The organism is Cystobacter fuscus (assembly GCF_044360685.1).
Classification (GTDB): Bacteria; Myxococcota; Myxococcia; order Myxococcales; family Myxococcaceae; genus Cystobacter; species Cystobacter fuscus_C.
In genome coordinates this window covers 536,474-553,055 of record NZ_CP043491.1, presented here as the reverse complement: position 1 = coordinate 553,055, position 16,582 = coordinate 536,474, and the positions used below count along the sequence as shown (strand labels likewise).

Genomic DNA, 16,582 nt, shown 5'->3' with positions numbered 1-16,582 from the left:
CTGGGAGGTCCTCATGTTCCGCTGCTCCTCGTGTGGTGCCTTCAACCGCGTGCGCCAGCCCGCGCCTCCGGGTCAGCCCACGTGCGGCCGGTGCCAGCGACCCCTCGACCTGTCGGGCGCCCCCCAGGAGGTGAACGGCGAGGCGCTCTGGCGGGCGGTGCAGTCCTCTCCCGTGCCCGTCCTGCTCGACCTGTGGGCGCCCTGGTGCGCGCCATGCCGTGCCGCCGCGCCCATCTTCGACGCGGTGGGCCGGGCCCACGCGGGTCGGCTCGTCGTCCTCAAGCTCAACACCGAGGCGGAGCCCCACGCGGCCAGCCAATTGGGCGTCCGCGGCATTCCCACCTTCGTCCTCTTCTCCGGGGGTCAGGAAGTGGCGCGCCGCAGCGGGTTGATGCCCCGTCCGGAGCTGGAGCGCTGGGTGCTCTCGGCCACCCAGGGCTCGGGACCCACCGCTCCGGTGTGAGGCTCAGGGCTCCTTGAAGATGGCGACGGAGGGCTCTCCCTCTGGCCCCATGTAGCCGCGGTACATGCCCGAGGTGTTGAACGGCATGGCCACGTTGCCTTGCGCGTCCATGGCGATGACCCCCCCCTCGCCACCGGCCTTGAGCAGCACCTCCATGACCATGTGGTTGGCGGACTCGCTCAGCGGCAGATCCAACAGCTCCACGTGGGCGCAGATGTCGCGCGCCACGCTGTAGCGGATGAAGTACTCGCCATGGCCGGTGCCGGACACCGCGCAGCGCTCGCTGGCGTATGTCCCCGCGCCGATGATGGGCGAGTCCCCCACCCGGCCGAAGCGCTTGTTCGTCATGCCCCCCGTGGAGGTGCCCGCGGCGAGGTTTCCCGCCTGATCGAGCGCCACCGCGCCCACGGTGCCGAACTTGTGGTCTCCGTCGATGGGACCCTGGTAGGTGGAGGGGCCCTGGGGCTGGCCCGGCTCGGGAGGCGCCTGCTGCTGCTTCTTCTCGGCCTCGAGCGCGCGCTGCAACGCCTGCCACCGCTCCTCGGTGTGGAAGTAGTTCTCGGGCACGAGCTCGAGTCCCTGCTCACGCGCGAACGCCTCGGCGCCCTCGCCGATGAGCATCACGTGGGGGGACTTCTCCATGACGGCGCGCGCCAGGGAGATGGGGTTCTTCACGTGGCGCAGGCCCGCCACCGCTCCGGCCTCGCGCGTGCGCCCGTTCATGAGGGACGCATCCAGCTCGTTCTTGCCCTCATGGGTGAAGACGGCGCCCTTGCCCGCGTTGAAGTAGGGCGAGTCCTCCAGGACGCGGATGGCGGAGGTGACGGCCTCCACGCTGGTGCCACCCCGGGCGAGCACGGCATGACCGGCCTGGAGCGCCTCGGTGAGCGCGGCGCGCACGGCGGCCTCGCGCTCGGGGGAGAGGGATTCGCGGGGGATGATGCCCGCACCGCCGTGCAGGGCGATGCCCCAGCGCGGCGCGGGCCGGACGGTGTCGTCGGGAGCGCGCAAACGAGCCTCGTCTTCCCTCACGGTGGTGAGGGGCGTGTAGCAACCCAGGGGAAACAACAGTGCCGCCACGAGGGCGGAGCCAAGGGCACGGCGGAGCGGAGCAGGCACGGGGCGGTTTCTACTCCACCTGCCCGCCCGGCCGCAGGAGGCGCCCCACGCGTGAGACGCCTCCTCGACACTTGGGCTTGGGGCCCGCGCGTCCTACTTCGCGCAGTAGGCTTCGGCCGTGGTGTAGCCGATCACCTGGGCGATCGCGCCCGACTTCACGACGTACTCGCTGGCGCCCACGTGCGACGGGCTCCCGCTGCACCAGTCGTAGGTGTATCCCAGGCCCGTGAACGGGTACTTCGTCGTCTGCCAGGGGCTGTAGCTGCCGCCGTAGTAGTTGTTGAGCCAGGCCTTGTGGGCGGACGTGGCGTCGCTGGGGTACGTCAGGGCGCACGTGGTGTCGTCGACCTGCGCGTCCGGGCAGGGCCGGAACAGATCTTCCGGCTTCACCCACAGCTCCACGATCTGCCGGGTGTTGTTCGCATCGGCGGGCAGGCCCAGGTACTGGTTGATGCGATTGGCTCGCTCCTGGCCCGTCAGCGTCAGCGACTTGCAGAGATCCTGCACCTGGGGGGCCGCGGTGACGAACACGTCGCGGGAGAACGTGTAGTCCCCATTATCGTCATTCGTATAGCCAGTGAAGGTGGTCCACACCACCACGCGCACCGCGCTCTTCTCGGCGTCCCTCCAAACCAGACGGGAGTTGGACGGGGAGATGGCGAAGAGCTCGTTGCTGATCTCCGACTGGGTCGTCTGCGCGGCGTCGAGGACGGCCCGATCATAGGCCGCCTGGTCGCACACGGGGGGCCGGGTCTGGGGACCACACTCCTCCGGGTGGGCCTGGGCATAGTCGGCCTTGTCGCAGGGCTCGCCATCGGTACCATTGTGAGGGCAGCCGGTGAGCGCGAACAGGGCCAGGGTGGACGGCAGCAGACTCTTCGAGAAAGGGAGGTGCTTCATCGTGCTTCTTCACTCCTGTGAAGGGACAAGGGGCCCGCACAGTCGCGCAAAGAAGCCGTCGCCGTCGATAGGCGACGTACAAAAACCTCCCTCAAAGAAGGCCGGAACCTAGGAGAACACCGGGTCCGGAGCGAAGGGTCCCGGCCGGGCCTCCCGAGCGGCGGGCACACTGGGAGCGCGGGGCAGCCGGACACGGAAGGTGGAACCCCGGCCCGGACTGCTCTCCACCTCGATGCGGCCGCCATGCGCCTCCACGATGCGCCGCGCCACGGACAGACCAATGCCCACGCCGGGGGCCTTCTCGCGCGCGCTCCCCGTGCGCTGGAAGGGGGTGAAGAGATGACGCTGTTCCTCGGCGGAGATGCCGATGCCCTGATCCTTCACGGACAGCCACACCTCCTCGCCCTCGCGTCGGACCTCCACCTCCACCACACTGCCCTCGCGCGAGTATTTCAACGCGTTGCTCACCAGGTTGTTGAGCACCTGCTCCATGCGCGTGGCGTCGCAGCGCAGTGGCAGCGGCCCCTCCGGCAACAGCAATCGCAGCTCGTGCGCGGCGCCACTGGAGCGATACAACTCCACCACGGAGGTGGCCAGCTCGCCCGCGTCCCGCTCCTCCAGCTTCAGCTCGAAGTGGCCCGCCTCGATGCGGGTGGCGTCGAGCAGGTCTCCCACCATCCGGTCCAACCGTGACACCTGACGGCTCACCAGGGCCATCGTCTTGCGCAGACGCTCCTCGGACACGGGGCCCCGCGAATTGACGAGCGCGGCGGACATCTTCAACGCGGAGAGGGGATTGCGCAGATCATGCGCCACGCCGGCGAGGAAGGTGAGCCGCGCCTGGCGCTGGCTCTGGAGGGAGTCGGCCATCTCGTTGAAGGTGCGCGCCATGTCGCGCAATTCCTCGGCCCCCTCGATCGGCGCCTGGGTCCGCTCGCCGCGGGAGCCGAAGCGGCGCATGGCCCGGCTGATGCCCAGCAGGGGATGGAAGACGGCGCGGCGCATCCACACCAACAGGACGACCACGCCCAGCACCAGGAGCACGGCGACGCCCAGGCCCGCCATGTCCGCCATCCGGTCCCAGCGATCGACCCGGGATTGCTCCACCCGCGCCTCCTGGATGTTGAGGGCGATGAGCTGGTTGATGGCCGCGAGGGTGGTTTCCAGACGGAGGTTGAGTTCCGCGCGCATCTGTCCGTCGGTCTCCAACGCGCGGCCCTGGATATCGAGGTAGAGGGAAAAGGCATTGTCCACCTGGGTGAGCAGTTCCCGCTCCTCCTCCGACTGGGCCTGACGCCGGGTCCGCTCCAGTTGGACGGACAACTGCCGCTCGGCCTCCTCGATGATGTTGACGGTCACGGCCTCCCCCCGCCGGAGCGCCCCTTGAAGCCGGTGCAGGTTGAGCAGGGACACCTCCAAGCCCTGGGCGGCCTGGATGCCTTGCACGGCCGCCTGCATGCTCAGGGTGGCCCGATGCAGATAGGTCGTCAGGACGACGAGCGAGCTAGCAGCCACCAGGCCCAGGCTCGCGAGCAGGGCAACCGCGAACGTGATGACACGCTTCAGACTCATGTGCAGACCATCCGTTCCGTGCGACCTCTCAGCAGGGAAAGATGGGGCCCGGCGGAAGCGCGCGCCGTGAAGGGGACGACGAAACCCTGGAAGGAGGGAGAGCGGCACGCCGGGCGTCCGCCCCCCTGGGCATTCCCGAGGCGCTATGCCCCGAAGCCACCCAGGGCACCGGCATGGAAGGTGGCGGCGCCCTGACTCACCCGGACGGCGGACTGGCTGAACACCTGGAAGGCCTTGCGGATGTCCTGGGCGTTGTGCCCCGGGGTGAGGATCCACTTGTCCTCGATGCCCATGCTCCGGAAGACCTTGCGGAAGTCGGTGCTGCCGTCGTCGATGCCCATGCCCGCGACGATGTGGTTCTCGGCGCGGCGCAGGTCCTCCACGAGCGCGGCGACCTCACGGGCCCGGGCGCGCTGGGAGTGCGCATCCGCGCCGTCGGTGATGAGCAGGGTGACGGTACGGGTGGCCACGCCGTTGCGGGTGAACTCCTGCGCCTTGGCGAGCACCGTGCCGAGCAGCACCACCGCCTGATCATAGAGGGGCGTGCCCTGGTCGGGGTCGTAGTTCTTGTCGTGCATGCGCACCACGTCCTCCAGGGGCCGGAAGGGGTTGAGCACGAAGCCGTTGAGGTAGCGGGTGTGGAAGAGGACGCCGTCCTTCTGCTGGCTGGCGAGGAGCGCGTCGAGCACGAGGTTGTGGCCCTCGCACACGGTGCGCGCATGGCCCGCCATGGAGCCGGAGTCATCCGGCATGACGGTGACGAGCACGACCTCGCTGGACTGCACGTCGTCCACGCTGACTCCCAGGCCGGCTTGAATCTGCGCGCCCAGGTCCACGGTGGTGAGGGCCTGGAGGGAGGTGGGGCTGAGGACGCCCTCGGCGTGCGCGTCCTCGAGGAGCTGGGAGATGGGAGAAGAGCTCATGGCTGTTTCCTTTCCTTTCGAGTCGGAGGGACGGCGAGGGGAGTCAGGCGATGCGCAGATCCGGCCACGAGGCGAGGGGCTGGGTGGACTTGACCAGGTGCATGCCCGCGTCGGCGAAGCGCTGGAGCGCGGCGTCGGCCTGGGGGGTGAAGTCGGCGGCGAGGCCGCCCTTGCCATCGGGGACGGTGACGGCGGACATGCAGTCGGTGAGCAGGTACACCTTGCGCGCGAGCGCGGCGTCCTGGGCGAGGATCTCCCCGAGCAGGTCATCGATGGAGCTCTTCACGCAGTGGCTGGCGGCCTGGCCGGCGATGACGACGGCGTCGGCGGTGAGGAGCGTCTTGAGGAACTGGGTGTTGCGCTGGGCGAGCGGCTGCCCGTCATGGCGGGTGAGCACCTCGGGGCGCAGCACGGAGTAGTTCTCGGTGAAGGGGTTGCCGCCCTTGACCTCGGCCCAGGACTGGGCGCCGCGCACGAACGAGTGGAACAGACGGGCCTCCTGCACCACGCCGGCGAGCGCGTGGCCGTCACTGCCGAGCAGGCAGTGAGGGGGCCACAGGTAGAGGGTGTACTTGCCCGCGCGCTCCAATTCCTCGCAGTAGTACTTCACCTGCTTGAGCAGCCAGGGGTAGTTGCCGCCGCAGAGCCACTTGGCCATGGCGGGGTTGGGGCGGACCTGGCCGCGCTCGATCTGCTCGCGGGTGATTTCGCGGTGGGCGGTGAGGGGCTGATCGTCCTGATCCACCCAGAAGGAGGGGAAGAAGATCTGGTAGGCGAAGTGCGTGTCGAGCGTGGTGGTGACGTTGGTGAGGGCGCCGAGGTTCTTGTAGATGAACTCGGCGATGCGGCGGCTGTCATCGATGGCGCCGCGGCCGCTGCGGCCCGCGACGTAGAGCGAGCCCTCGGGGAAGCAGAAGTCCTTCTGCACGTCGATGAGCAGCAGGTGCAGGTTGAACGAGTCGGTGGCGGAGGCGGCGAGCCCGTGGGAGTCACGCCAGGCGCCCGCGTCGGCCTGGAGCCGCGAGGCGTTGGGGCCGTAGGCGAACATCCCCGCGTTGGCGGGCGCGTAGAACGACGGCAGCGGAAGCTCCTGGACCTTCGAGACGGCCTTCATGGTGCGTCCTCCCGACTTCGTGTAACCACGACACCAACATAGTGTCCAAGTTACACGTTGTCAAATCAGAGAGGGAGAAGTGCCGACGGTGGCCTCCAAGGGCGCTGTCAGATCCAACTGATAGGCTCCCCAAGAAAATGGCCTACTCACTGGGGTGGAGAGAGCGCACATGCACAACAGGAGGATCAGGGTCGGGTTACTACTGGTAGTTCCCTGGCTGGCGAGTTGCATGAGTGGACCCCAGGTCCACCCGGATACGAATCAGGGTGCGCCCATCGTCCACAGACCTGCGGCTAACGAGCCCCCGCCAGTGGAAGTGCGCCAGGAAGAGTTCGTCTCGGCCCTGACAGACCTCGTGCTGCACATCCCCCTGTCCCTCAAGCTACCGCGCCGGGAGGGCCGGGTAGTGCGAACCTCCTGGGGTAGCAGAGGAGAGCGAGACGAGGCCCAGGAGATGATGGAACGCCAGTGCTCGCCCTCTGAGGCGCCGGGGGGATGTCTCGTACTACCGAGCAGCGCGCCACCACCCGAGACGCTGGCGCGCATGAGACTGGCCCTCTCGTTCTCCATGGAGACCGTATGGGACGGGGCGGCCGTGCCCCTCAGCGAGTACCTGGACCCGCTGGCCATCAAGGTGCTGGTGTACACGGCGTTGTGCACCTATCTGGTCCTGCTGCTGATGCCAATACCCGAGCCAGTGACGAAGGGCATAGCGGCGGTGTTGACGCTGTACCTCGTGGTGTACTTGGGATTGGGACCGATGCACGAGATGGTGCGTGCGGGGAGGAGATTGCTGGAGGAGGCCGCACGGGCAACCACGACCGGGGAGTTGAGAGAGGCAGGCCAGCGCTTCGGCCGAGAACTGGGGGACAGCGGCATGCGGGTGCTGCTGCTGCTGGCCACCTCGGCGTTGGGAGGACAGGGAACGCTGGTGAGCAGGGGGCCGAAACTGCCGGGGTTCGGCCGGGCGGCACTGCTGTTCCCGGTGCGTACGGGCATGAGGGTGGAGGCAGCCGGGCAGGTGGGGGTGGTGGTGCTGGGCACACGAGAGTTGGTGGTGGGGCTGGCGCCCACGGTGGTGGCCGCCAATGCCATGGAGCCAGGCAGTGAAGTTCTACCCCCAAAGAAAGGCCGCCTTACCGGCCAACCCACCAAGCCCGGTCCCAAGGACAAGGATCCGGAAAATCTGAGGTCAATCGAGCGCGAGAACGAGTCGGCCCGCCTGCTCGCTGAGAATGGTTACGATGTGGAGCAGAATCCTGTTTCCGAGTTCAGCCGCAAGAAACCCGATTACAAGCTCAATGGAGAGTACGCGGACTGCTATGCTCCCAGCACGTCCAATCCTCGGAGCATTGTCGGCGGCATCGCGAAAAAGGTGAACGAGAGGCAGGCGGAACGAATCATCCTCAACCTTGAGGACAGTCAGGTAGCACTCGAGGCACTCAAGAACGAACTCTTGGAGAGCCCCGTTGTTGATTTGAAGGCGGTCATCATCATCAAGGGCGGAAAAGTGCTCTCGTTCTACCCATGAGCATTCGTTTTTGAAGCAGGAGCTTGAAATGGCGCTTGAGTACGATCTCGATCTGGCAACCCGCATGGCTCCCACACAGGCACTGGAGGAACTGGCCAGTAAAATACCTGGACTGGGCTGGGGTGAGGATCGCTCCTTCTTGTTCGACGAGTCCGTGCAGATCACCGCCGCAGAGTCACTGGCGATCACACAAAGCATCATCCGGGATGGATTTCACTTCACCCCGACATTGGGAGTCGGGTTTCGCCACATCAACAATTCAGACTGGGACAGATTCAAGGACACCACACTCCAAGCCGTGGCGCTCCTGTTAGAGCACAGCCAGGACGCGGTCCTCCTCTTCAATGGAGAAACCATTGTCTTTCAAAGGCTCGAAGGGAAGCTCACCTTCAACTCCGGCTATCGCCTGTGGGAGGATGACAACGGGCTGAGAAGCAGGCTCGCCATTCCCTTCGAACGCCGCCCCTTGCCGTCCCCCCTGCTATAAGCTCATAGAATTCTGTGCCTACCTGAAATTTGCTCGCTGACGCATGCGTGCGTCAAGGCTGCAGCAGAATGTGCGTCATGGTGGGTGGACGACTCACGAGACGGATGGTCGTGCTTCTCGTGTCGGTGCGGTGAGGCCGGATCACGTACCATTGTGCTACCGCGAACAGCCCCAGCATCCTGAAGGCCCCCGCATTCAGGCCTCAATCCTATGCCACCAGTGTTGAGGCGAGTGGAGTAATTCCGCTTCTGTTGAGCCTTCGTCGATGCGGGAGGCCGATCCTGTCGTAAAGTCACTGCACAGGCTCGCCAGATAGACGACCCTCAAGGCGATGTCCGTGGTATAAGGTCGCGCATGTCCTACGTGTTCCTTAGCCACTCCCATAACGACAAGCCCTTCGCGCGACGTCTCGCCGCTGATCTCCGGAATGCCGGCCATTCCGTATGGATAGACGAAGCCGAGATCAACATTGGTGACTCGCTTATCGGCAAAATCAGGGCAGGATTGGATCAAGTGGACTATGTCGCCGCCATTCTCTCCGCGACCTCGGTCAAAAGCACTTGGGTTGAAAAAGAGCTTGAGATCGCATCAAACAGGGAAATAGACGAGAAAAGAGTGGTTGTTTTGCCACTGCTCATTGATAACGTCGAGCTGCCTGGTTTTCTTCGTGGAAAACTCTACGGAGACTTCCGCGACAAGAGCGCTTACGAGCAAACTCTTTCTCTCCTTCTGCGCGCGCTTGGCCCTTCCATGGCGGTCCCTCTCGTCGAAGAAAAGGAACTCAAGCAACTTCGTGAGGAACTCGCCATCGCTCGCCAATTGGCAGCAAAGCACGAAGCGAATGCGCGACGAGCAGGAGAAGCCGCTTTTCAAGCAAAAAGCAAAGAACTGAAAGCAGCGATCAACGCATCAAACCAAAAATTCCCTCAGCATGCCCCGATCAACAAGACATACGCTTTCCAGATTGGCACCATTATGATTACACTCGATTATGTTCTGTGGGCCATCGCGAAGTCTTCGCATAGAGGTTCGCATCCCCTTGCTACCCTCCTGAGCATCGAAAATCGGTGGAGCGATATAGATCACATGCTTGAGGCCTATGAAGAAATGCTGTCTCGGCAGGGAACGGCCAACAATGTCTAACGAACGTTCCGTAAAGAAGGATGAGGGAATGGTTGAGTGTGTTGTATGGCACAGAGAGATCGCGGAGGGCAGCGAACGGGTGGTGCCAAGAGTTGAATTCTGGAGAGCCCGCCACCATCGCCCAGCGCGGACCCAAAAGGACCAAGCCAAATGAACGCGCCTGGACTCGCCCAGCCAGAAAAGCGACCGCTCTACAGAGGGGTACAGGTGGGCGGTTCGCTGCTTCCGACTGGATGCGGACGGCCTCAGCGCTCGCTCCGATTCCCGCAGCTTACAGCAACGCAGTCAAAGACTGTGCCACGTGCGTATGGGTCTGCTAAAATTCTACAGATCCACCTGTTCAATCCGGTTCCATCACTTGGCCGGTCCGCAGATAGAATGACACCCGAGGAGGATCTGACCCATGAAGAGCAGCAGATCCCAGTGGTTCGTGGCAGCGGCCCTCAGCACCTTGCTCGTCTCCTGTAGCGCCACTCGCTACACGGTTCCCGCTGACGCCGAGGAACTGTCCCGTCTTGTGCTCGTCATAGAAGAGGCGCCTGATGGGAGGGTCAACCACTCCTGGCTCCCTGCCGGGTCATTTGACCTTGAGCGCTACAGGGACAGGCCAGATGCCGAGGGAAGAGCCGGACGTATAGTGCTTGTCGCGAACCAGCAAATCGACTGTTATGCGCAATACCTTGAGTGCTACCAGCAGTGCCGTCAAACTCCAGTCCCCCCGGACTTCAACCAGTACATTTATGACTTCGGCCCACGTGCTGGACACGACAGGTACTGCTCCGACAAGTGCATGCCGCAGTATACGGAGTGCCTGAAGGCACAGGGGAACCGTGCTCAAGTGTTCACAAAGGTGGACCATGCAGTCGATTGGTTGAAGAGCAACCATGAATCAGTGCTGGTCGGAAGCATGGTTGTCATCGCGGGAGTCGTCTTCGTCACGGTCTCCGCGGGGGCTGGGGTCGTCATCCTGGCCCCGTTGTTGGTGGTGACGTCATCCGAAACCCCAGTCACCTCGCACATCGCAGCGGCGTCGCCATGAACATCCATGAACTCATCCTCGAAGTACAAGGTCTCCTCGGACGGACCCAGCGGAGTGCTCAGTCGCCCGAGGAGAGGGAACTCTTCAGGGTCGCCATGGCGGCGCTCATGTTCATTTCGGAGACCGGCACGGTCCACTCCTTCGAGGATTACCTTCAGTTCCGCAAAGAGGCTCCTCCTTATGCGGTGGCATCCTTCAAGACCCGAGAGGATGCGGACGCATGGCTACGGCAGCACTCCGAACCTCCGCACGGCGCTTTCGTATTGATTGCGGATGAATACCACATCGTCATGCATGTCCGTGAGATGAATCACCGTCAACTCTTCCCGCATCCCATACTCGAAGGCTACCTCGAGCAGATTCAGCAGGTGGCCCCTCCCGCCGCCATTCCTTCCTTTGAGAACCGAGAAGAGGCGGAGGCCTGGTTGGAGGAGAAGACCGAGCCGCGACAGGGAGTTCTCATGAGCATCGCGGGTCAACCCCATATTGCACTGCATCACCGCCATCTCGCTCGTTATTCCATACACCCGATCCCCAACCGAGGCCCCACCGCCCAGGGTGAAGAGCGGGGACTTGACTGAAGACTCCCTTCAGTCAGGGGAACGCCTGGACGACCTCTACACTTCCAACGAGGCACCGTGCCCCCTTGAGGGCGCCGCGCGTCACCCACGCCCCCCTAATGCGTCCCAAGTTCGTGATCCCAGTCGTACAGCGTTTCGATCAAGGTCCCCGGATGAGCCCCCGACACTCGCTCGAAGGCAGCGGAGTCGAGAGTGGAGAGTCGTTGGCGCTGGAACGAGGGGTCGGCCACCGATTCCCGGTGCTTCAAGTCGCGTACGAGGGTAAGCACCCGGGGCAGTTGGCGGAGGATGGCCTCCATGCTGTCTTCACGGGTTGCTCGTGACATGCGTTCCGCCGCTGTTTCCAGGCGTTCTCGGACTGAATCGACTCCTCCCGGACACCAAGCATCCATGGCCCAGGAGCAGGACTTCTCCACCAGTTCTCTCAGGGTCAGCGCGGCGCTCGGAGAACTGAAGAGATAGCGCATGGATTCGAGCGGCTCCCAGAAATGCAGCAGGGATTGGAAGCGCAGCGACATGCACTCCGCGTCATGGGGAGAGGTCCGCCCAATCGCGAAGTACAAGGCGCCCCAGGTCGTCTCGCGGCAGAAGGCCTCGTAGGCATCTCTCAAAGGGTAGGTGTCCTGCCAGTCCAACGCTTCCGATAGCCCGCTCAGGACATGCGGCACCCGATGCAACCGCCACGCGGGGCGCTCGCGGTTGAAATCAATCGCATCATTGGCCACCACCACTTCGCCAGGAGGCACTTCCAGCAACTCTTGAGGGAGAGGGAAGCAACCTTCCTTCAAATACAGCCTGCCACATCGCAGGCCCTCATCGTGCGCCTTCTGTTGAACTTCCGAGTAGATCCCTCGCAAGAAGGAGGGGAGCAAGAGAGGTGAATGCCGTCCAGGCGCCATATCGAATGAGACCACCCTGTTTACCATGGGCACTCAACCCCACGAGAATCACGTCATCCGCAGCGCCGTCACCTCCTGGTGGCCCACAACTACGAGTCCCTGGCGTGTTAGGAGCAGGCGGCTGTCGGCGTCGACGAAGGGCTCGGTGTCGGGGAACTCGCGGACGACCTCCACCCGGCCCTGGCGCACTTCCACCCGGACCAGTCCCGCGTCGGTCGCGGCGAAGAGCGCCTCCCCCGCCGCGCACTTGCCCCGGAGCGTCCCCAGCCACGAGCCATCCCCGGCCTCCGCCGTCGCGCTCGCCCGCATCACCCCATCCGCTCCCAGCACCACGCAGTGGTGCACCGTGCGTCCTCCCGTCTCCTCCGCGAGGAACAGCCAGCACACCGCCCCGTCGAACGCCGCCTCCGCGTCCACGAGCCGCCCCGAGGGCCACGGCAACGTCAGTCCATCCTTGAGCCCTGGACGCTCGGCATCGAAGACGAACGCGCCGCGCAGCGCTACCGCCCGGTGGAAGCCCAGCCCGAAGCGCGGCCCCACGAAGAGCCGCGTCTGTCCCTCGAGCACCTCACCCAGGCGCTCGGGACCGAACGCCCCGTCCCGCCACAGCGCCCCTCCTTGTGCCCAGTACCGGTGACGCGCGTTGGTCGCGAAGGCCGGACGTTGCTCCGGTGCGTCCACCCCGAGCCGCTCGGGAGCCCGTCCCGGCGCGAGCACGGCGAGTTCCGCGCCCTGCCCCACCAGCGTGACTCCACCCTGAATCGCCCAATGCAACGCGGGGTTCAGCGGTCCCTGGAGCACCACCGAGCCATCCTCTCGCCGATAGGCCCCCCGCTCGTGGAAAAGCCAGCGCGCGGTTCCGTCCTCCACACAGGCGTGCAGGAGCACTCCCTCGGTGGAGAACAAGCGCGTGGCCACCACCTGGCCCCGCACAGTCGAGACAGGCGTGGCCGTCCGTGTCGCGCTCGGACGGCAGGTGGGGCAGGACGCCCGCGCGTGCTCCACGCCACACGAGGCACACACGGTGAAGCGCAGCGCGTCCAGCAACGGCAGGGGAAAGGCGCCCCGCTCGTCCTCGACGAAGACGCGGTGCAACCGGTGCAGCAGCTCATCCGGAAGCACACCGAGCGGCGTCGCGGGTTTGGGATACTGCACGTCCGGGTGGAAGACCGTGAGGCGCTGGAGCACCCGGGCCGTCGGCGTGGCCTTGGGTCCGGACGCGCGCGGGCGGTGGATTCCCCCATACGGCCCCACCCCGAGCAGGCTCTGCATCAGCGCCACGTTGAAGGCATACCAATCACTGTCCGCGGACGCCGGGCGCGAGGGGCTCAATCCCTGAGCCTGTGCTCCCAGTCGCAGCGGATCCAGGAACCGCTCGGTGAAGACGGTGGACAGGTAGGGCCCGAACTGGAAGCTGTCCGCATCGATGAGCCAGGCGTCGTCCCCAATGACGAGGATGTTCAAGTCATTGAAGTCCCCCACCACCACGCCCGCGCCATGGAGCGCGCCGAGCGTGCGGTGCAGGTCCCGGAAGATCGCCGCCACCCGGCAGGACGGCACGCCCGCACGGCGGAAGGCGGGCTCTCCAAAGCGGCGCAGGGGCTCGGAGCCCTCCAGCTTGCGCATGGCATAGCCCCGCACCTTCCGGCCCCACCGGTCCGTCGCGAGCGTCTGGGGCGACACCACGCGTGGAGGCAACGGCCGGGGGAAGGCGGGCAGTTTGTGCTGGTGCTCGGCGAGCCGGGCGCGGGCGGCGTCCTGCTGCTCGGGCTGGGCGTCGTAGTCGGGGTGCTCGGGCGGCTTGAAGAGCTTGAGGACCCGTCCATCCCCCAGGTCGAACACATCCGCCTCGCCCCCCTTGCCGAGCGCCCGCGAGGGATCCACCCGGAGCTTCTTCCCTTCCAGATAGACGTCCATGGCGTCAGTTCCTCTCCCGCTGGCGGCGCAGGATGACGAGGGTGGTGTCGTCGGCGAGCAGGCCCGGCACGCGCACGAGGCGCCGGGCGGTGAAGTCGGCGCGGACAGACTCGCGGTTGAGCAGCGACAGGCGGCGGCGCAGCGCGTCTGGATGGGAGAAGTACCGGTCCTCGGTCCACAACCTCGACAGCGGTCCCACGGGCTCGTCACTGTCGGGGACGCACGCCCCGGCGAGCCCGCCCAGGTCCGCGGCCCCGTCCGTGCCGAGCACCAGTGAGTCCACCTCCGCCGTGGGCCTCAGCGCCAGGGAGCACAGCGAGCCCGTGCCCGGTTTGAACAGGCCATAGGCGAGGTACGGCGGCGCGTTGCCCGGAAAGGGGCCGATCGGGTGGACCTCGCCATTGAGGGCCCAGAGCCCATCCCCCGCGCAGAAGACGAGCGCCTCGTCCGGGGTGAGCACGGCGCCCACGAGCGTGAAGAGCAGGGCCTCGCCCACGGCCGAGGGCCCCAGTTCCCGGGCGAGTCCTCCCAGGAAGCACAGCAGGTCCGCCTCCAGCCGCGCGAGGAAGCCGGGCGAGCCGGGTGACACGCCCTCCTCCAGCAGCGCGAGCGCGCCCTCCACGGCGCGGCGGGCCCCGAGCTGCGCGCCCAGCTCGCTCTGGCGCCCACTGCCACACCCATCCGCGACGGCGGCGGCGAGGCCCCGGGGGCCTGTCCGGGTGAAGAAGGCATCCTGGTTGTTGCGCCCCGCCCGGGCGTGTTCCCGGCCCTGGACGGTGGCGGCGGCGAGCTCGAAGGGCAACGGCGACATGGCGCTCCTCCCCTGACTCCGTGTTCGACGGACACCAACTTAGTGTCGTAAAAACACGAAGTCAACGAAGAGAGGCGTTACAGCTCGAAGTTGAAGCCGGCCTTCTCCAACTGTTTGTATTTCTTGTGGTCGAAGCGGTAGAGGCGCGCGGCGCGGTGGGAGACGTCCTGCTCCACCTCGTCGAGTTCCTCGAGCAGCCCCATGGCGAGCAGCTTCTTGCGGAAGTTGCGCTTGTCGAGCTCGCGCTCGAGGATCTTCTCGTACAGGCGTTGGAGCTGGGTGAGGGTGAACTTGGGGGGAAGCAGCTCGAAGCCCAGGGGCTGGTAGCGCACCTTGCCCTTGAGCCGCTGGAGCGCCGTGGCGGCGATGTCGGCGTGGTCGAAGGCGAGCCTGGGCATGTCCCAGACGGGGAACCAGGCGGCCTCGCGCGCGTCGGTGGCGGCGTGGACGCGGTGGTCGGACAGCTTCACCAGGGCGAAGTAGGCCACGCTCACCACCCGGTCGCGCGGATCCCTCCCCGGGGCGCCGAAGGTATAGAGCTGCTCCAGGAGGACGGGGCGGATGCCGGCCTCTTCCTGGAGCTCGCGGCGCGCGGCGTCCTCGAGCGACTCGTCCATGTGCACGAAGCCGCCCGGCAGGGCCCACCGGCCCTGGAAGGGCTCCAGGTCCCGGCGGATGAGGAGCACCTTCAAGTCCTCCTCGTCCAGGCCGAACACCACGCAGTCCACCGTCAACGCCGGGCGCGGGTACTCGTAGGTATGGCTCACGGTGGCTGCCTCCGCTGGGGTCGTGTCCCGCCGCCCTTAGAGGCTCGGGCGGGACGCGGTCAAGCGGGGCGTGTCACGCGCTCGCGACGAGCCGGCCCAGCTGCCGCCAGTCCACGAGGTTCACCGATTCCTCGGCGAGGGAGAACTCCAGCGAGCGGCGGATGCCCATGATGTCGCCCCCCATCTGGAAGGGCACGTCGCGGTCGAAGTCCATGCGCAGGCGCTCGACGAAGAAGTCGTGCATGCCGGGCATGGGGTGCTGGCCGCGCCACAGCTTGAACACGTTGCGCGCGCCCTCCAGCGCTCCCACGCCATAGACGCGCACGGACAGGCGGTGGGGCACGGCCTGGGCGAAGGGGAAGGCCTTGAAGCCGAAGCCGAACTCGGGCGTGGTGGCCGCTCCGCACACGCCCACGGGCCCGTCGTAGAGCAGCGCGCCCGTCTCCCCGCCCGGCATGGGGATCACCCGGCCCTGCTCGTCCACGGTGAGCGCGGGCGCCCCCAGGTTGAAGACCTTCGCCCGCAGGTCCGCCTTGCCCAGCAGGTGCCGGGGAATGGTGCGGGTGGCCAGGGCGCCCAGGTAGCCGCGCAGGCCCGCGTTCGCCTCGCGCAGGGGCCCGGCCGGGAACTTCGCCAGGTTGTCCTTGAAGTCCTGCAGGGCCTCCGCGTCCCACCCCGTCCCGGCGAAGGGCGCCACCCGGCCCTCCAGCCCCACGAGCGAGAAGGGCCGCAGCGGCGGCAGGCTCTCACCACACCGGGCGAGCTGACGCAGGGCGACCGAGACCCTCGGTGCCCCGGTGACGCGCGCCCACGCATTGCCCGTGCCCAGCGGCAGCACGCCAATGGCCGGCAGCGCCAGCCCCTGCGCGCGCATCTCGTTGATGAGCCCGGTGATGGTGCCGTCCCCTCCTCCGGCCAGCAGCAGCGTGGGAGGATCCTGCCGCAGGGTGCCGCTGATCCACGACCGCGCGTCCTCGAGGGAGCGGGTGAGCGCCAAGCGGGCGCGGGGGAAGAGACGCCGCACCAGACCGCCGACCTTCTCGGAGCCGCGGCGTGCGCGCAGGTTGACCATCACGGCGAGATTCATGGCGCCCCTACTTTTCGATGATCCATGTCATGGAGTTGTCACGGAGAGCGCGTCCATCCGACATCGGGGGGAAGATGGCCACGCCGTCCCACCGGACAGGGTATGGCCCAAGGCCTCCCCGCCGGGCAAGCAGGACGGCGTCCGGTCCTTTCCACCGCCCAGGATGCGCCGTCCATGATTGGGACGGCCGCGCGGGGAAGCGTGCGCCGGGCCTCCGGGCACCGAGCGG

At 66.3% G+C, this 16,582-nt stretch carries 16 protein-coding genes; 6 read left to right on the top strand and 10 right to left on the bottom strand.

Annotation, left to right across the window (positions count from 1 at the left end):
* The first annotated feature begins 13 nt into the window (after positions 1-13).
* Entirely contained in the window at positions 14-463 is a 450-nt protein-coding gene (locus F0U63_RS02275; protein WP_395843199.1) for a thioredoxin family protein, read from the top strand.
* A gap of 3 nt (positions 464-466) precedes the next feature.
* Here F0U63_RS02275 and F0U63_RS02270 read toward each other — a convergent pair whose 3' ends face one another.
* From F0U63_RS02270 to F0U63_RS02250, 5 genes are all read right to left on the bottom strand, one after another.
* On the bottom strand, positions 467-1,582 hold the full coding sequence (locus F0U63_RS02270; RefSeq protein ID WP_395843197.1) for an isoaspartyl peptidase/L-asparaginase family protein: 1,116 nt from the start codon (positions 1,580-1,582) through the stop codon (positions 467-469).
* Between the two features lie 93 nt (positions 1,583-1,675).
* Entirely contained in the window at positions 1,676-2,482 is an 807-nt protein-coding gene (locus tag F0U63_RS02265) for a hypothetical protein (RefSeq protein ID WP_395843195.1), read from the bottom strand.
* Positions 2,483-2,590: 108 nt separating this feature from the next.
* On the bottom strand, positions 2,591-4,054 hold the full coding sequence (locus tag F0U63_RS02260; RefSeq protein WP_395843193.1) for an ATP-binding protein: 1,464 nt from the start codon (positions 4,052-4,054) through the stop codon (positions 2,591-2,593).
* Positions 4,055-4,197: 143 nt separating this feature from the next.
* On the bottom strand, positions 4,198-4,977 hold the full coding sequence (locus tag F0U63_RS02255) for a hypothetical protein (RefSeq protein WP_395843191.1): 780 nt from the start codon (positions 4,975-4,977) through the stop codon (positions 4,198-4,200).
* Between the two features lie 43 nt (positions 4,978-5,020).
* Positions 5,021-6,091, bottom strand: coding sequence for a nicotinamidase (locus F0U63_RS02250; RefSeq protein ID WP_395843189.1), 1,071 nt, complete (start codon positions 6,089-6,091; stop codon positions 5,021-5,023).
* Between the two features lie 544 nt (positions 6,092-6,635).
* Here F0U63_RS02250 and F0U63_RS02245 point away from each other — a divergent pair.
* From F0U63_RS02245 to F0U63_RS02225, 5 genes are all read left to right on the top strand, one after another.
* On the top strand, positions 6,636-7,622 hold the full coding sequence (locus F0U63_RS02245; RefSeq protein WP_395843187.1) for a hypothetical protein: 987 nt from the start codon (positions 6,636-6,638) through the stop codon (positions 7,620-7,622).
* Between the two features lie 28 nt (positions 7,623-7,650).
* Positions 7,651-8,109: a SitI3 family protein gene (locus F0U63_RS02240; protein WP_395843185.1), complete on the top strand. Its 459-nt coding sequence runs from the start codon at positions 7,651-7,653 to the stop codon at positions 8,107-8,109.
* A gap of 354 nt (positions 8,110-8,463) precedes the next feature.
* Positions 8,464-9,252, top strand: coding sequence for a toll/interleukin-1 receptor domain-containing protein (locus F0U63_RS02235; RefSeq protein WP_395843183.1), 789 nt, complete (start codon positions 8,464-8,466; stop codon positions 9,250-9,252).
* A gap of 403 nt (positions 9,253-9,655) precedes the next feature.
* On the top strand, positions 9,656-10,291 hold the full coding sequence (locus F0U63_RS02230; RefSeq protein WP_395843181.1) for a hypothetical protein: 636 nt from the start codon (positions 9,656-9,658) through the stop codon (positions 10,289-10,291).
* The gene (locus F0U63_RS02225; RefSeq protein ID WP_395843179.1) at positions 10,288-10,872 is read left to right on the top strand and encodes a head protein; all 585 of its coding nucleotides are present in this window, start codon (positions 10,288-10,290) and stop codon (positions 10,870-10,872) included. The genes F0U63_RS02230 and F0U63_RS02225 overlap by 4 nt, the downstream gene beginning before the upstream one ends.
* Before the next feature lie 95 nt (positions 10,873-10,967).
* Here F0U63_RS02225 and F0U63_RS02220 read toward each other — a convergent pair whose 3' ends face one another.
* From F0U63_RS02220 to F0U63_RS02200, 5 genes are all read right to left on the bottom strand, one after another.
* Positions 10,968-11,618 carry a hypothetical protein gene (locus F0U63_RS02220; protein WP_395843177.1) on the bottom strand — a complete coding sequence of 217 codons (651 nt, stop codon included), beginning with the start codon at positions 11,616-11,618 and terminating at the stop codon, positions 10,968-10,970.
* A gap of 201 nt (positions 11,619-11,819) precedes the next feature.
* Positions 11,820-13,688, bottom strand: a complete 1,869-nt coding sequence (locus F0U63_RS02215) for a hypothetical protein (RefSeq protein WP_395843175.1) — start codon at positions 13,686-13,688, stop codon at positions 11,820-11,822.
* 4 nt (positions 13,689-13,692) lie between these two features.
* The gene (locus F0U63_RS02210; protein ID WP_395843173.1) at positions 13,693-14,499 is read right to left on the bottom strand and encodes a protein phosphatase 2C domain-containing protein; all 807 of its coding nucleotides are present in this window, start codon (positions 14,497-14,499) and stop codon (positions 13,693-13,695) included.
* 77 nt (positions 14,500-14,576) lie between these two features.
* Positions 14,577-15,266: an NUDIX hydrolase gene (locus F0U63_RS02205; RefSeq protein ID WP_395843171.1), complete on the bottom strand. Its 690-nt coding sequence runs from the start codon at positions 15,264-15,266 to the stop codon at positions 14,577-14,579.
* A gap of 73 nt (positions 15,267-15,339) precedes the next feature.
* Positions 15,340-16,353, bottom strand: a complete 1,014-nt coding sequence (locus tag F0U63_RS02200) for a diacylglycerol/lipid kinase family protein (protein ID WP_395843169.1) — start codon at positions 16,351-16,353, stop codon at positions 15,340-15,342.
* Positions 16,354-16,582: the final 229 nt, after the last annotated feature.